At 65.8% G+C, this 15774-nt stretch carries 12 protein-coding genes, 1 tRNA gene and 2 pseudogenes; 9 read left to right on the top strand and 6 right to left on the bottom strand.

The features are described from left to right. Positions 1-45 precede the first annotated feature (45 nt). A complete protein-coding gene (locus ACWPN7_RS06690) occupies positions 46-1461 on the bottom strand; it encodes an MBOAT family O-acyltransferase (RefSeq protein WP_459197194.1) in 1416 nt (471 codons plus the stop codon). 364 nt (positions 1462-1825) lie between these two features. Here ACWPN7_RS06690 and ACWPN7_RS06685 point away from each other — a divergent pair. Beyond that, positions 1826-2193 (top strand): annotated as a pseudogene (locus ACWPN7_RS06685) (transposase); the annotation flags it as partial. Between the two features lie 19 nt (positions 2194-2212). Here the strand turns inward: ACWPN7_RS06685 and ACWPN7_RS06680 are convergent. Beyond that, positions 2213-2286: transfer RNA gene (locus tag ACWPN7_RS06680), tRNA-Gln, on the bottom strand. A 200-nt stretch (positions 2287-2486) separates the two neighbouring features. Here ACWPN7_RS06680 and ACWPN7_RS06675 point away from each other — a divergent pair. The 3 genes and pseudogenes from ACWPN7_RS06675 (at position 2487) to guaB (ending at position 5884) form a co-directional block, all read left to right on the top strand. After that, positions 2487-3515 (top strand): Ppx/GppA phosphatase family protein, encoded by a 1029-nt coding sequence (locus tag ACWPN7_RS06675; RefSeq protein ID WP_103041078.1) that lies wholly within the window; start codon positions 2487-2489, stop codon positions 3513-3515. A 14-nt stretch (positions 3516-3529) separates the two neighbouring features. After that, positions 3530-4240 (top strand): RlmE family RNA methyltransferase, encoded by a 711-nt coding sequence (locus ACWPN7_RS06670; protein WP_094306430.1) that lies wholly within the window; start codon positions 3530-3532, stop codon positions 4238-4240. Positions 4241-4404: 164 nt separating this feature from the next. After that, positions 4405-5884: pseudogene (gene guaB, locus ACWPN7_RS06665) on the top strand (IMP dehydrogenase). Between the two features lie 84 nt (positions 5885-5968). On the opposite strand, the gene ACWPN7_RS06660 reads toward guaB, so the two are convergent. Next, positions 5969-6730 (bottom strand): TrmH family RNA methyltransferase, encoded by a 762-nt coding sequence (locus tag ACWPN7_RS06660; protein ID WP_451993356.1) that lies wholly within the window; start codon positions 6728-6730, stop codon positions 5969-5971. A gap of 329 nt (positions 6731-7059) precedes the next feature. Here ACWPN7_RS06660 and ACWPN7_RS06655 point away from each other — a divergent pair, with 329 nt between their 5' ends. Then, positions 7060-7308 carry a DUF1272 domain-containing protein gene (locus ACWPN7_RS06655; RefSeq protein ID WP_175429769.1) on the top strand — a complete coding sequence of 83 codons (249 nt, stop codon included), beginning with the start codon at positions 7060-7062 and terminating at the stop codon, positions 7306-7308. 7 nt (positions 7309-7315) lie between these two features. On the opposite strand, the gene ACWPN7_RS06650 is transcribed toward ACWPN7_RS06655, so the two are convergent. Together ACWPN7_RS06650 and mltA are read right to left on the bottom strand one after the other, a co-directional pair. Continuing rightward, complete coding sequence (locus ACWPN7_RS06650; RefSeq protein ID WP_201044533.1) at positions 7316-7834, bottom strand: GNAT family N-acetyltransferase; 519 nt, start codon at positions 7832-7834, stop codon at positions 7316-7318. 13 nt (positions 7835-7847) lie between these two features. Continuing rightward, complete coding sequence (gene mltA / locus ACWPN7_RS06645) at positions 7848-9014, bottom strand: murein transglycosylase A (RefSeq protein ID WP_149651296.1); 1167 nt, start codon at positions 9012-9014, stop codon at positions 7848-7850. A 277-nt stretch (positions 9015-9291) separates the two neighbouring features. On the opposite strand from mltA, the gene ACWPN7_RS06640 reads away from it, so the two are divergent. Continuing rightward, on the top strand, positions 9292-10638 hold the full coding sequence (locus ACWPN7_RS06640) for an RsmB/NOP family class I SAM-dependent RNA methyltransferase (protein WP_149651295.1): 1347 nt from the start codon (positions 9292-9294) through the stop codon (positions 10636-10638). A 48-nt stretch (positions 10639-10686) separates the two neighbouring features. On the opposite strand, the gene ACWPN7_RS06635 is transcribed toward ACWPN7_RS06640, so the two are convergent. Next, a complete protein-coding gene (locus ACWPN7_RS06635) occupies positions 10687-11913 on the bottom strand; it encodes a hypothetical protein (protein WP_459197195.1) in 1227 nt (408 codons plus the stop codon). 562 nt (positions 11914-12475) lie between these two features. On the opposite strand from ACWPN7_RS06635, the gene ACWPN7_RS06630 reads away from it, so the two are divergent. The 3 genes from ACWPN7_RS06630 (at position 12476) to guaA (ending at position 15759) form a co-directional block, all read left to right on the top strand. Continuing rightward, positions 12476-13495: a purine-nucleoside phosphorylase gene (locus tag ACWPN7_RS06630; protein WP_040134297.1), complete on the top strand. Its 1020-nt coding sequence runs from the start codon at positions 12476-12478 to the stop codon at positions 13493-13495. 120 nt (positions 13496-13615) lie between these two features. Beyond that, complete coding sequence (locus ACWPN7_RS06625; RefSeq protein ID WP_040134296.1) at positions 13616-14173, top strand: GNAT family N-acetyltransferase; 558 nt, start codon at positions 13616-13618, stop codon at positions 14171-14173. 35 nt (positions 14174-14208) lie between these two features. Next, positions 14209-15759: a glutamine-hydrolyzing GMP synthase gene (gene guaA, locus ACWPN7_RS06620; RefSeq protein ID WP_459197196.1), complete on the top strand. Its 1551-nt coding sequence runs from the start codon at positions 14209-14211 to the stop codon at positions 15757-15759. The last annotated feature ends 15 nt before the right edge of the window (positions 15760-15774 follow it).

Here is a 15774-nt window from a genome sequence, read left to right as displayed (position 1 = left end):
GCAAGTAAATTTTATGAGACCACTGTTGCTAAGCATTCTTGCGCCTCAGAAACGGAAATAAATGAAGGGATTGAATGCGGAACTTGCTAGAACAATGGTCGCCATCGCGAACGCCACTGTTGCAGCGATATTGCGTGCACCGATGCTCACATAATGAGTTGCCCGATGCCCTAGATCGGTACAGGCGATCACTCCCACGGTAAGCGCTGTGAGTACCTGCCAATTAGCAAGATCCAACCACAACGGAGTATTCACGTCACGAGCATGAATGCTGAAGCCGGTCATAACCGAAATCAGTTCTCCAGCTTGTCCGAGATCGGTTGATCGGAACAACACCCAACCAAATAGAACAACAAGAATTGTGTATATCCTCCCTCCAATTTGTAACGGCCAAGCATTTGCCATGACGCGCACACTAAAGAGGTGTTCAATAGCCAGAAACGCCCCATGCCAAGCACCCCATGCAATAAATGTCCACTCAGCCCCATGCCAAAAACCACACAGGAGAAAAACACACCAAAGATTAAGCGTTGTCCGGATCCGTCCATGGCGCGATCCGCCTAGTGGAATGTAAAGGTAGTCACGGAACCAGGTGGACAACGAGATATGCCAGCGTTGCCAAAATTCTCTAACTGTTGCCGCCGTGTATGGGTGGCGGAAATTCTCTGGGATACGAATGCCAAAAATCTGAGCAAGTCCAATGGCCATATCGGAGTAGCCGCTGAAGTCGAAGTATATTTGGAGTGCGTAGCATAGTGATCCGTACCAAACCATTTCTAAAGAGAGCGATCCAACCGGCGCAGAAAATACGGCGTCTGCTGGGACCGCCAGAGTGTTTGCAATTAGTACCTTTTTCGCTAGCCCAACAGCGAAGCGCCTGATTCCTGCCGCAATCTCCTCCTGGGGTGGCATCCGGGAGGCACTGAAGTCAGCGGCGACGTCCTTGTACCGTACAATCGGTCCAGCAATAAGTTGCGGGAAAAAGGCTTTATAGGCTCCAAACGTCACAAGGCTTTTTGCCGCAGTAACTTGAGATCGGCTGACATCAACGACGTAGGATATCCCCTGGAAAGCAAAGAAAGAAATGCCAATCGGAAGGTGGACTCGGGGGTCGGCAAGCGTCCCCCAATCAGTCCAAAAAAGCAGGTCATTAATATTATGGATAATAAATCCCGTGTACTTGAAGAATATGAGGCCGGCTAGATTAGACAATACAGCAAATGTTGTAATCTGCCGCCGCATGGCCGATTGCTTCGGGGTGCGCTGAATGGCTACCCCAAAGGTCCAATTTCCAGCTATATAGATTAATAAAACAAAGGTATATTGCCATTCAGAAAATGCGTAAAACGACAAACTTGCTATAAGAATGAACGCGTTGCGCGCCGCTGATGGTGTAAAAGAATATACCGCCATGACCGCAGGAATATAGAGGTATAGAAAGTCAAGAGAGCTAAATGCCATAGATGTTCTGTAGCTCCTCTAAGGAATTTTGCCGTCGATTTTGATCGTTTCTAGGTTGTGATTTATTATTTTTTGATTCCCTTGGTGGAGGTGTGTCGCCAGTTACTAGAGATCCCTTCTGTCCGTATCAAATGAGGTGCCTGATGTAAAACAGCTGGTTGGAAAAGTCAAAGGCACGGTTCTGCTCCCTACTTGAGCGGATTCTGGGAGAGCGTCTGCGGAGGCAGCGGGCTGCCTCACCTCCAGGGTGAACTGATGTGGTGGACGGCCCTTCCGCCCTCTTGAATCGGTGGCAAGCTGAGGTCGTCGAAGAAACCAGCTCAGAGGGGGCGTCCATGGGAAAGATGGTAACGATCGATCAGGCATGGCGAAGAACGTTTTCCAAGTCCATGGGGCTGCTGCGGATGGAAAGGTCCTGGTCCGTCGGCAACTGCGCCGAGGCGAGGTTCTGAAGTTCTTCCAAGGCGCGCCGCCATGCTTGGTCAGGATGGAAGCCTTGTGGTACGGCGCCTCACTGGGCGCAGGAAGCCGCGGCCTCTGGAGCATACGGTGAGGCTGATGCTACCCGCCTAGGTTAAGCCCTGCGTGAAGCGGGGCGGGGGCGAGACCGCCGATGCGATCTGCGAAGCGGTCTCCCGGCCGACCATGCGCTTCTTCGCCCTCAAAAAGGTGGATCAGCAGGCGGTCCTGATTCTGCACAAGACCCGCGACCTGCTGGTACGGCAACGAACGAATGACCGTTTGGAGAAATTGGTTGGGGGACTAGGATTCGAACCTAGGCTGGCGGAGTCAGAGTCCGCTGTCCTACCGCTAGACGATCCCCCAAGACCGTCGCCGAGGCGGCGCTGTGCCGCGTCCCGTCGTGGGACGCCCTTTTAGCAAAGCGGATGATGCTTGTATAGCTCTTTTTTCGAGTCCAAGCCACCGGTGTGGGCGTGCGGACACAATTCAATGCCAATCGTGGGCTTTCGCTGGGACGTGAAACCGGGTTAAGATGACTCCCTTAAGCATGGCGGGGAGGAGACGTGGACCTTCAGGTGCACAGTGAACGGCAGAACGACACCGGACGGTTGCGTTCGTCGGCCCCTGCGCGCCCGGTCTTCGCGGCCCTCGACCTTGGCACCAACAATTGCCGCCTCCTCATCGCCCGACCGATTCCCGGGGGCTTCCGTGTCATCGACGCTTTTTCGCGGATCGTCCGGCTGGGCGAAGGGCTGACGCGGAACGACCAGTTGTCCGATTCGGCGATGGAACGCACCCTTGCCGCCTTGAAGATCTGCGGGTCCAAGATCGAGCGGCGCGGCGTCACCGCGGCGCGCGCCGTGGCGACCGAAGCCTGTCGCCGTGCCCGGAACTGCAGCGAATTCATCGACGCGGTGGAGCGGGAGACCGGCATCGCCATCGAGATCATCTCCAGCCAGGAGGAAGGGCGCCTCGCGCTCGCCGGCTGCGCTTCGCTGCTTGATCCCAGCGTGCCCTACGCCGTGGTGTTCGACATCGGCGGCGGCTCGACCGAGCTGATGTGGCTGGCGGTCGAGCGGGGACGGCCCCCGCGCATCCTCGACCAGACCTCCATCCAATGCGGCGTCATCGGCCTGACCGAGCAGTTCGGCGGCGCGAACGCCGATCGCGGCATGTACCGGCGCATGGTGGAGGAGGTGGCGTCGGCCATCGCCTCCTTCGAGGCGCGCAATGGCATCCGGGAACGGGTGCTCGCCGGGCAGGTGCAGATGCTCGGCACCTCCGGCACGGTGACGACGCTGGCCGGGGTGCATCTCGGCCTCTGCCGCTACGACCGGCGGGCGGTGGATGGGAGCTTTCTGCGCATCGACCACGCCCGCGTGGTCATCGAACGTCTCGTCGCGCTGGACTTCGACGGGCGGGCGCGGCATCCCTGCATCGGACAGGACCGCGCGGATCTGGTGATCGCCGGATGCGCGGTGCTGGACGCGCTGTGCGACTGTTGGCCGGTGGAGCGCCTGCGCATCGCCGACCGCGGCTTGCGCGAGGGCATCCTCGTGGAGCTGATCGGGTCGGCGCGGCAAATCTATTAAGGAAATGTGAGACCATGGTTGGAAAGCCTCCGTCCTCCTCGACGCCGGGTGGGCGCCGCGCCACCGTCCGCGTGAAGTCCGCGGCCAAGCGCACCACCTCCTCGGCCCGCTGGCTGGAGCGGCATCTGAACGACCCCTACGTGCACGAGGCGACGAAGCGCGGCTTCCGCTCCCGCGCCGCCTTCAAGCTGCTTCAGCTCGACGAGAAGTTCCATCTGCTGGGGCCGGGCAAGCGCGTGGTCGACCTCGGCGCCGCCCCCGGCGGCTGGACGCAGGTGGCGGTGGACAAGGTGCAGACCGGGCGCGAGGGCTGGAAGGTCGTCGGGCTGGACATCCTGCCCATGGACCCTGTGCCCGGCGCCACCACCATGCAGGCCGACTTCCTGGAGGAGGGTGCCGCCGAGCGGCTGAAGGAAGCGCTCGGCGGCCCCGCCGACGTGGTGCTGAGCGACATGGCCGCCCCGACCATCGGGCACCAGTCCACCGACCATCTGCGCATCATGGCGCTGGCCGAGGCCGCCTACGACTTCGCGGAGGAGGTGCTGGCCCCCGGCGGGGCGTTCGTCGCCAAGCTGTTCCAGGGCGGGGCGGAGAAGTCCCTGCTGGAGCGGCTGAAGCGCGATTTCGCCACGGTGCGCCACGCCAAGCCGCCGGCCAGCCGCGCGGAATCCTCCGAAACCTATGTGGTCGCCACCGGTTTCCGTGGGGCCAACATGAACGACTAGGTCCACCTTCGGCTGCGGTCCGTTCGCGCAGGTCATGGCTGGCTTGCGCGGATGAGGCCCGGCACACGACAGTTTGTGGTTCAGGCGCCTTCACAAGCCCACGGTCTTGTGTATAGTGCGCCAAATTTTTTTCCGGCCCCTTTTTATCTCCCGGGAGACCGCCGATGGCCCGCTCGTCCACGATCCGCGAAGCTCTGACCTTCGACGACGTCCTCTTGGTTCCGGCCGAAAGTTCGGTCCTGCCGAACGAGGTGGACACCCGGACGCGCCTGACCAAGACCATCGAACTGGGCATCCCCCTGATGTCCTCGGCGATGGACACAGTGACCGAAAGCAGCCTCGCCATCGCCATGGCCCAGGCCGGCGGCATCGGCGTGGTCCACCGCAACCTGACCATCGAGCAGCAGGCCGAGGAGGTCCGCAAGGTCAAGCGGTACGAGTCCGGCATGGTGGTCAACCCGATCACCATCACGCCGGGCCAGACGCTGGCCGACGCGCTCCAGCTCATGGCCGACTACCGCATCTCCGGCATCCCGGTGGTGGAAAGCCACGACTTCCGCGGCAGCGGCAAGCTGGTCGGCATCCTGACCAACCGCGACGTCCGCTTCGCCACCAACCCGAACCAGCCGGTCAGCGAATTGATGACCAAGGACGTGGTGTCGGTGCGCGAGGGCGTCAGCCAGGACGAGGCCAAGCGCCTGCTGCACCAGCACCGCATCGAGAAGTTGCTGGTGGTGGACGAGGCCCATCGCTGCATCGGCCTCGTCACGGTCAAGGACATGGAGAAGGCCCAGGCCTATCCCAACGCCTGCAAGGACGCCCAGGGCCGCCTGCGCGTCGCCGCCGCCACCGGCACCGGCTCGGACGGTCTGCGCCGTGCCGAGGCGCTGTTCGACGCCGGCGTCGACGTTCTGGTGGTCGACACCGCCCACGGCCATTCGCTGAAGGTGCTGGATCAGGTGCGCGCCGCGCGCAACATGTCCAACTACACCCAGGTGATCGCCGGCAACGTGGCGACCGCCGAGGCGGCGAAGGCGCTGGTCGATGCCGGGGCGGACGCCGTGAAGGTCGGCATCGGCCCCGGCTCCATCTGCACCACCCGCATCGTCGCGGGCGTCGGCGTTCCGCAGCTCACCGCCATCATGGACGTGGTCGAGGCCTGCGAGAAGATGGGCATCCCGGTGATCGCCGACGGCGGCATCAAGTTCTCGGGCGATCTCGCCAAGGCCATCGCGGCGGGCGCCAGCGTGGCGATGCTGGGCAGCCTGTTCGCCGGCACCGACGAGAGCCCCGGCGAGGTCATCCTGTACCAGGGCCGCTCCTACAAGAGCTACCGCGGCATGGGCTCGGTGGGCGCCATGGCCCGCGGCTCGGCGGACCGCTACTTCCAGCAGGAAGTCTCGACCATGAAGCTGGTGCCGGAAGGCGTCGAAGGCCGCGTGCCCTACAAGGGCCCGGTGTCGGCGGTCATCCACCAGCTCGTCGGCGGTCTGCGCGCGGCCATGGGCTACACCGGCAGCCAGTCCATCGCCGAGATGCAGACGAAGTGCGAATTCGTCCGCATCACCAACGCCGGCCTGCGCGAGAGTCGACGTCCACGACATCACCATCACCAACGAGTTGCCGAACTACCGCCAGGGCTGATCGGACGCTCCTTGGAGTGAGGTTCGAGAAGGCGAGGGGGCGTTCCCCTCGCCTTTTTCGTGTCCGCGTTTCAGCGTTTCACGGTCAGCGGTTGGCGGCGAAGTGGCTGAACAGCGCCACGCTGGCCGCGACGGTGGCGTTGAGGGATTCCACGGCCCCCGTGGTCGGGATGGACAGGCGCTGGACGGGCAGGGCGGCGGGAATGCCCTGGCCTTCCTCGCCAAGGACCAGACGGACGTCGCGCGGCCAGCGGTAGGCCGCCATGTCGGCGCCACCGGCGTCCAGGGCGACCAACGGCCCGGCGGCCCGGTTCACATCCTCCCATCGGCCGCCGCGCAGCAGGGTCAACTCGAACTGGGCGTTCGACGCGGCGCGCAGGCACTTGGGGTGATAGGGGTGCGCCGCGCCATCGAGCAGGATCACTCGCCGGGCGCCGAAGGCGGCGGCGCTGCGCAGCAGGGCGCCGAGGTTGTTGGGATCGCCGAGCGCGCAGATCAGCTCCAGTCCTTGCGGCGGTTGCGACAGGTCGATCAACGGCGTGTCCGGCACCGTGCCGACGAGCAGGGGAAAACCGGTGCCTGAGGCGTCCAGGGTGCGGAACAGGGTGGGGGCGAGCTGGACGATCTCCAGCCCCGCGGGCAGGCGCCAGCCCTCGGTCTGCGCCGGATCGGTGACGAGCAGTGTGGAGAAGCGCTCCGGCCAGCGGGCCAGCGCCTCCGGCACTGTCTTCAGCCCCGCGAGCAGGAACTTGCCCTGTTTCTTCAGGCCACGGCTCTCCAGCAGTGACTCCCACAACTTGAACTGCTGATTCTGCGGGCTTTCGATCAGGCGCGGCGGGCGGATCATGCGGGACAGGCTTTCCAGGGCGGGCGGTCGTCGATGCTGCTGCGGACCTTAAGGCGCGGGGCGCCGCGTTGGGAAGGCCGTTCGGATTCTGAAACACTCCCTCTCCCGCCCCGGGAGAGGGAAGGGGCCCGCGCGAAGCGTGGGAAGGGTGAGGGTACCGGCAAGGAAAAGCATCGTGATTCTCGCGCAACCCTCACCCGGCGCCTGCGGCGCCACCCTCTCCCGGGGCGGGAGAGGGATTCCAAGCGCATTTGCATTGCGCCACCGCCTGTTCTCCCGCTGCTACGCCGTTGCTATCATCGCTGAACCACGGAAAGGCGATCCCCATCATGCTTGCGCTGCGGCCCAACTGCGAATGCTGCGACCGGGATTTGCCCCCGGACTCCCGCGATGCCTACATTTGTTCCTTCGAATGCACCTTCTGTGGTGACTGCCGGGATGGGGTGCTGAAGGGACATTGTCCGAACTGCGGCGGCGAACTGGTGCGGCGGCCCGTCCGTCCAGCGGCGAAGCTGGCCAACAACCCAGCGTCTACGCAGCGGGTGCTCAAGGCCGGCGGCTGTCCACCGGCGTTCTGAGCGGCCATCAATCCAAGCGCCGGCCGAGGAACAGAAGCGCCCCCCGCTGGGTCGCCGCGGTGAAGCCGGCGCGCTGGTAGAAGGCGACGTTCCGCGCGAAGACCCCGGTCACCAGATGCAGGCCGGGCAGGCCATCGGCGCGGCAGTCCTCCGCGAAGCGGTCCACCAGCGCCCGCCCGATCCCATGATCGCGGAAGCCGGGCCGGACGTTGATGTGGAGATGGGCGGGAAAGGCGGCGAAGCGGTCGGCGAAGACCTCGTATTTCGGGATGATGCGGGCGAGGTCTAGCGCCCCGGCACTGTCCTTGCAGCCGGTCAGATAGCCGATGACGGTGCCGTCCTCGGCCAAGGCGAACCACAGGTCGTCCGGCGCCCGCTCCACATACCAGCCCGTCCAGGTGCGGAAGAAGGCCGCACGCTCCTCCGCCGAGGCGAAGTCCTTGCGCAGCGTGGACAGGAAGAAGATGTCCTCCAGCGCGGTGAGGGCGGCCGCGCGGTTGGGCAACTCCGGCAATCGTACCAGCATCGGCGACCAGACCTCAGCGGCGTTGCGCCAGCGTGAAGGAGGTGGTGCGCGGCGCCAGCATCGTGTAGCGGCCCTTGGCCTTCATCACCCCGGCGCCCTCCGCGGCCTCCGCCCCATGGCCCCAGAACAGGTCGCCGCGCACCGCACCCTTGATGGCGCCGCCGGTGTCCTGGGCGACGACGAGGCGCTTGATCTCGCCCTGCGGCACCGGCGCTTCGCGGACGTCCAGCCACAGCGGCACGCCGAGCGGGACGTAGCCGGGGTCCACGGCGAGGCTGCGGCCCGCCGTCAATTCCATGTTGCGCGCGCCGCGCGCGCCGACGTCGGGGCGGAGCTGGAAGAAGACGTAGGACGGGTTCAGGTTCATCACCCGCTTGGCCTCTCCGGGATGCTCGGTCAGCCAGCGGCGGATCAGCGGCATGGTCACCTGCTCCGGCGTGGCGTAGCCGATGTCGATCAGGTGCCGCCCGATGGGGACATAGCGGTGGCCGTTCTGCCCGCCATAGCCCAGAGCCACCACCGACCCGTCGGTCATCCGCACCCGGCCGGACCCCTGGATTTCCAGGAAGAAGGCGTCGATGGGATCATCCACCCACAGGATTTCCAGCCCCTTGCCCTTCAGCGCGCCGTCGGTGATGCGGGCGCGGCTGGGCAGGCCGCGCTTGGTCCGCTTCGGCGCTTTGTAGAGGGGGACGTTGTAGCGCTCGGTCCGGGTCCAGCTTCCGCGCAACTCGACCTCGTAATAGCCGGTGAACAGCCCCTCCTGCCCCTCGGACAGGGCGACGGGGGTAAAGTGATCCTCGAAGAAGCGGCGGGCGGTTTCCGGCTGGGCGTCGGGCAGGCCGCGCAACGCCTCGCAGATCGGACGCCAGTCCGACGTGGTGCCGGCGGCGGGGTTGGGGCCGAGCGGCTTGCCGGCGGGCTGCGACGCCACCCAGCGGCAGGTGCGCTGAAGGGCGGGCAGGGCCTGCGCGTGGTCGTCGTCGATCCAGCCCGGCAGTCCGCGGAAATCCGCGGAGACCTTCTCCATGCCCGGCCGCCAGGACGCCGCGGTGACGCCGCCGCCCGGTCCCGATCCGGTCGCCGCGTCGCCCACACAGCCCGCCAGCAGGCCGAACGCAAGAAGGGTGGAGACGCGCGCCAACGCACGCGCCATGACACTGCCGACCGCAGCCGTCATCGCGGACCCCGCACCAGATTTCAAGAAGACGTCGAAGAAGAGGGAGCGCTGGACTTGCCGCCCGCAAGAGAGCCGGGGCAAGAACAACTACCCCTTTTTTGCCTCATTCATGGGATTGCGGTCAACCGCTCTTCGCGCGGATGGTTTCGATCGGGCCGTCTTGTCACAGGGCGCGCGCCTGGGGCGGCGAACTCGAAAGGCTGCCGCGCGTGCGCGGAGGATGACAAGCGCCCCCCGCTCGGGTTATCGAGCAGGGAATCTATCCGAGGACCATCCCATGACCCCCGCCGCCCGCCTTCAGGCGGTCATCGACCTGCTGACCGAGATCGACGAAACCCCGCGCCCCGCCGACGCGGTGATGAGCGCCTATTTCCGCGCCCGCCGCTACATCGGGTCGAAAGACCGCACCGCGGTGGCGCAGACGGCCTACGCGATCCTGCGGCGGCACGCCCGGCTGTGCTGGTGGCTGGAGCGTCAGGGCCATCCGCCGACCCCGCGCGCCCGCGCGCTCGCCAACGAAATCCTGGCCGAGGGCAAGGCCGCGGCGACGGTGAAGGCGCTGTTCGGCTCCTCCAAGTTCGCCCCGGACCCGCTGACGCCGGAGGAGGCGAAGCTCGCCAACGAGCTGGACACCCACACGCTGGACCATCCGCAGATGCCGGAAAGCGTGGCGGTGGAATGCCCGCCCTGGGCCGAGGAGCCGATGCGCGCCGCCATGGGCGACCGTTTCGCGGTGGAGATGCGGACGCTGCTGGACTCCGCGCCGCTCGACCTGCGCATCAACCCGGTGAAGGCCAACCGCGAGAGCGCGATCAAGGCGCTGGCCCGCGCCCAGATCACGGCGACGCCGACGCAGTGGTCGCCGCTGGGCCTGCGCGTCCAGGGCCGCCCGCCGCTGGGCGCCGTGGACGCCTTCAAGGACGGTCTGGTCGAGATCCAGGACGAGGGCTCGCAGCTCGTGGCGATCGCGGTCGCGCCGAAGCCGGGGCAGCAGGTGGTGGACTTCTGCGCCGGGGCCGGCGGCAAGACGCTGGCCATCGCCGCGCTGATGAAGAACAAGGGCCGCGTCGTCGCCTGCGACGTGCTGGCCGGGCGCCTGAAGCGCGCCGCCGAGCGGTTCCGCCGCGCCGGCCTGCACAACATCGAGGCGCACCCGCTGTCCAGCGAGCGCGACCCCTGGGTGAAGCGGCACAAGCGCAAGTTCGACCGCGTGCTGGTGGACGCGCCGTGCAGCGGCACCGGCACCTGGCGGCGCAATCCCGACAGCCGCTGGCGCCAGCTCGGCCCTGGCCTGGCGGAACTGGTTCCGCTCCAGGCGAACATCCTGGACAGCGCGGCCCGGCTGGTGAAGCCCGGCGGGCGGCTGGTCTACGCCACCTGCTCCCTGCTGCCGGAGGAGAACGAGAAGCAGGTGGCCGCCTTCCTGGAGACCCACCCCGACTTCACCGTGTTGCCGGTCGCCGAGGTCTGGGCGGAGGAGGGCGCGGGCACCCCGCCCGCTGAGGGGCCGTATCTGCGCCTGACCCCGGCCCGCCACGACACCGACGGCTTCTTCGCCGCCGTGATGGTGCGCAAGGCGGAAGAGGAGCCGGTGGAAGCGGCAGACGGGGAACAGCCCGAGTGACAAGACACCACAAGGCGCCAGCCATGACGCGGCGTGGCGCACGTGGGACTACCGGTAATCGAAGATCCCCCTGCCGATCAGGCGGCGGACGGTGTCGCCGAAGGCGGCGAACGGATTCAGGCTGATGCCGAGATCGGCGATCTTCTTCGCCGCATCATCGCCACCATCCTCGATGGTGAGGAAATAGGCGCTGGCCTGAGCATCCCTTCCGGTTGCCGGGGATGGTGATGCCGACGGCTTATCGACGCGGATCGGGGAATTGTCCGGCTGCGCCGGCGTGTCGGCCTGGCGCTGGCCGCGTTGAAGGAGCAGCGCTCCGCTGAGCGCGCGATTGGCGGCCTCCGAATCGAGATCGACGGTGGCGACATCGACGCCGGACTGTGCGAAGCCGATGCGTTTCAGGCGCGTCGTCAAGCCCTTCGCCACGTCTTCACCGGTCAGGGTGCCGGCGCGCACGGCGTCGTCCAGTTTCCGGCGGTCCTCGTCGCCCAGCGCTTCGTTGAACATGGTGAGGGCGTTGCCTTTCAGGGCATCGGCCAGTTTGTGCGTGAGGCCGGAGTCCGAGGGCTTGTCCGTGACGGCCTGATTTTCCGGGACGGGCGGCGGCGAGGGGGCAGCGGATTTGGGCTCAATGCCGGGAATGTCGACGGTTTCCGCGAATTTCTGGAACGCGTTGCCGAAAATGGTCCGGTCGAAGCCGAGTTCCTGAAGCTTCTGCTCGGCGGCCTCGCCATCCGGCGCGTACAGATCCGCGAAGCCAGTGTCCGCGCCCATGGATGCCAGCGCGGATTTGAAGCCCTGCATGTTTTTCGTGAATCCGCTGGCGTCGCTGAGAATGGCCGTCTGATCGGTCGGCCTTCCATAGGCGCCACGGGTCGCCGCGATGTCGCTCTTGAACGCGTCCTGGACCGGTTTCAGGCGTTCGTTCATTTCGTCCATCGAGATTTCGCCGCGCTGGTGGGCCTCCTGAATCTCCTGAGTCTTGCGCCCGACCTCGGACAGCGCACCGGACATCCGGCTGCCATAAGCCTGCAGTTTCTGCCAGGCGGCTTCCGAGTCGGCGAGCCGTTGCTTGTCCTCCTCGTCGCGGGGGCGTTCGGAGACGTAGCGGTTGAAGGTCGCCTTGGTCGCCAGCGATTTCAGTCCGGTCACCGCGTCGTCGGCGCTGATCTTGCCCGCGTTGACGAGCCCTTCCAGCATCCCACGGGCCTTGGAGTCGAGTTGCTTGAACACATCGGCGGCAACTCCGCTCAACGCCTGCCCGAGCTTGCTCACGGACACGGCATCCGCGCTCTTGCTGCTTCCCGCGTTTGAAACCGGATGTTCGGGAGAGCCGGTGCCGGACTGTATGGGTTTCCAATATCCCGTAGCGGACAAGGGAAGGGAAGTGTTGATCGCGCCGCTGGCCATTGGTCCGCCTCTCGATCTTCGCCCACAGTACTTTTTGCGCCCTCTATGGTCACCGATATCGATTAATGCTCCATTAAATATAGTTAGATATCTAAGTATAACAGAGTATGTGGTGCGCACGGATTTACAGTTGAATGGTCTCTTATTGAACGGAGTTGAAGTGATATGACAATGAGAGTGTTATCAAATTGATGGAGTTTTATCTGCAGGCCGACGGTGGTGTTGTGTGAGAATGAACGGATGGAGATCGTTTGTTGGGAAGCGGAAGTGAGGGGATCAGCAAGGGGGCGGGCTGCGGCCCGGACAGACGTGGAGTGGGGGCCGTTCTCATGCGGCGACGCGCGTGGGGCTCTGCTGATTTCGTGTGGGTCAGAGCGCAAGGTTTGCGGTTAGGGTGCGACCTTTCCCCGCATGTTGGAGCGCAATGATGTGGAACACGTCCCGCTGGCGGAGCGCCGCCCTGTCCGCCCTTTTCCTGCTGGGGCTGGGCACCTCCGCCGAAGCGGCTGAGCCGGTCAAGGTCAAGGTGTTCGTCGGCGCCATGTTCGAGATCGGCAAGAACACCGGCGACCGCGCCGGCGAGTTCCAGAACTGGTACGAGCGCTACTGGCAGTCCGCCGAGCCGATCGCCGTCAAGGGTGCGCTGAACCCGGTCTACTGCAACGCCGACGGCGTCTGCGGCGCGGTTCTGGGCATGGGGAAGGTCAGTTCCTCCGCGTCCATGCAGGCGATCCTGCTGAACCCGCAGCTCGACCTGTCGCAGGCCTACTTCATCATCTCCGGCGTGGCCGGCACGCCGCCATCGCGCGGCACCATCGCCGAAGTCAACTGGGCGACCTGGCTTGTGGATTACGACCTGGGCCACCGCTGGGCGCCGGAGGAGGGCAAGCCGGGCGAACCGACCTTCATGCCGCGCAAGGGTTACGAGTCCGTTCGCCTGTTCCAGCTGAACCCGGCCCTGGTCTCCTGGGCCATGAAGCTGACCGGCGACACGCCGCTGAAGGACTCCGACAGCGCCCGCGCCTACCGCCAGCGCTACCCGCAGGACGCCGCCCGGCGCGCGCCCTTCGTCGGCACCGGCACGCACATGACCGGCGACACCTTCTTCCACGGCCCCGGCATGTCCGAGCAGGCGCAGTACATCGCCAAGCTCTACGGCGCCGACGATTACGTCATCACCGAGATGGAGGCCGCGGCGATCACGCTGGTCATCAAGCGCACGCTGGGCTCCGACCGGGTGATGAGCCTGCGTGGCGCCGTGAACTTCGACCAGGGCAACCCCAAGGAAACCACGCTGGAGCATCTCGACCCGAAGCCGGGCGAGACCGCCGGCGGCTTCGCCGAGACGGTGGAGAATGTGGCGTTGGTCGGCGCGCGCATGACCGACCACATCGTTTCCCACTGGGACCAGTGGCAGGCGGGCGTTCCGGCGCTCCCGGCCCCGTAACCCGAAGGTCGCGTCTGCTGCGGACCTTCCGCCGTCGTCCCGGCTCTTTTGGCTGACTGGACATGCTCCGGCCCGGCTCCCAGTTTCCATTGGGGTGGGAAACGGGTCCGGAGATGTCCCATGGATGAAGCGCTGGTGATTCGCGACGCGCGCCCGTCGGACGCGGTGGGCATCGCCAAGGTCCATGTCGCCACGTGGCAATCCACCTATCCAGGCCTCGTCCCCGACACCTATCTCGTCAACCTGTCGGAAGCCGCCGCGGCGATGCGCTGGCACAACGCCGTCCAGGCGCACGGGCCGGGGCAGGGCGCCCTGGTCGTGGTGGACGGCATGGACTCGGTGGTGGGATTCGCCACCTACGGCGGGCGCCGCATTCCCGTCGAGGGGTACGAGGGGGAATTCTACGCCCTCTATCTGCTGGACGAGGCGCAGGGGCAGGGGCTGGGCCGCCGCCTGATGGCGACCATGGCCGAACGGCTCCAGGAGGGCGGCAAGCGCACCGCCGTGGTGTGGTGCCTGCGCGACAACCCGGCGCGCTGGTTCTACGAGCGGTTGGGCGGTGTCCGCGTGGCGGAGCGGCCCATCCGCTTCGCCGGAGCGGAGTTGGTGGAGATCGCCTATGGCTGGCGCGACCTCGCCCCGCTTGCACGCTTGTCCGCGGGGCCTGAAATGCGGTAGTCAGGGGCTTGTCCCCCCGCATCAGGTTGTCGTCCATGTCCGCCGAGCGCGTTCTCATCCTCGATTTCGGGTCGCAGGTGACCCAGCTCATCGCCCGCCGCGTCCGTGAAGCCGGCGTCTATTGCGAAATCCATCCGTTCAGCATGAGCGAGGAGCGGATTCGCGACTACGCGCCGAAGGCGATCATCCTGTCGGGCAGCCCGGCCTCCGTCACCGAAGAGAACGGCCCGCGCGCGCCGGAGGTGGTCTTCACGCTGGGCGTTCCGGTCCTGGGCATCTGCTACGGCCAGCAGACGATGTGCCACCAGCTCGGCGGCACCGTGTCGGGCTCCGACCACCGCGAGTTCGGGCGCGCCTTCATCGAGGTGAAGCAGACCTGCGCGCTGTTTGACGGCCTGTGGGCGGTCGGCTCGCGCGAGCAGGTGTGGATGAGCCACGGCGATCGCGTCACCGCCCTGCCGGACGGTTTCCAGGCCGTGGCGGTCAGCGATGGTGCGCCCTTCGCCGCCATCGCCGACGACGCCCGCCAGTTCTACGGCGTGCAGTTCCACCCGGAGGTCGTGCACACCCCGCATGGCGCGCAGCTCCTGTCGAACTTCGTGCACCGCGTCGCGGGCCTGAAGGGCGACTGGACCATGGCCGCCTTCAAGCAGCAGGCCATCGAGAAGGTCCGCGCCCAGGTCGGCACCGGCAAGGTGATCTGCGGCTTGTCGGGCGGCGTCGATTCCTCGGTGGCCGCCGTGCTGATCCACGAGGCCATCGGCGACCAGCTCACCTGCATCTTCGTCGACACCGGCCTGATGCGCGCCGGCGAGGCGGAGGAGGTGGTGACGCTGTTCCGCGACCACTACAACATCCCGCTGGTTCACCGGAACGCGTCGGAGCTGTTCCTGGGCAAGCTGGCCGGCGTCACCGACCCGGAGCAGAAGCGCAAGATCATCGGCGGTCTGTTCATCGAGGTGTTCGACGAGGAGAGCGCCAGGGTCGGCGGCGCGCAGTTCCTGGCCCAAGGCACGCTGTACCCCGATGTGATCGAGAGCGTGTCCTTCACCGGCGGCCCGTCGGTCACCATCAAGTCGCACCACAACGTCGGCGGCCTGCCGGAGCGCATGAAGCTGAAGCTGGTGGAGCCGCTGCGCGAGCTGTTCAAGGACGAAGTCCGCGCGCTGGGCCGCGAACTCGGCCTGCCGGCTGCCTTCATCGGCCGCCACCCGTTCCCCGGTCCGGGCCTCGCCATCCGCGTTCCCGGCGAGATCACCCCGGAGAAGCTGGACATCCTGCGCAAGGCCGACACGGTCTATCTGGAGGAGATCCGCAACGCCGGCCTCTACGACGCGATCTGGCAGGCCTTCGCGGTGCTGCTGCCGGTGCGCACCGTGGGCGTGATGGGCGACGGGCGGACCTACGACCATGTGCTGGCCCTGCGCGCGGTGACCTCGACCGACGGCATGACCGCCGACTGGTACCCGTTCCCGCACGATTTCCTGGCCCGCGTGTCGAACCGCATCGTCAATGAGGTGCGCGGCGTCAACCGCGTCGTCTACGACATCACGTCGAAGCCGCCCGGCACGATCGAGTGGGAGTGAAAACAACCACTTAGC

Source organism: Azospirillum sp. UENF 312511 (genome assembly GCF_058780635.1).
Note: the sequence above shows the minus strand (reverse complement) of the source record. Positions and strands in the feature narration are given on the sequence as shown.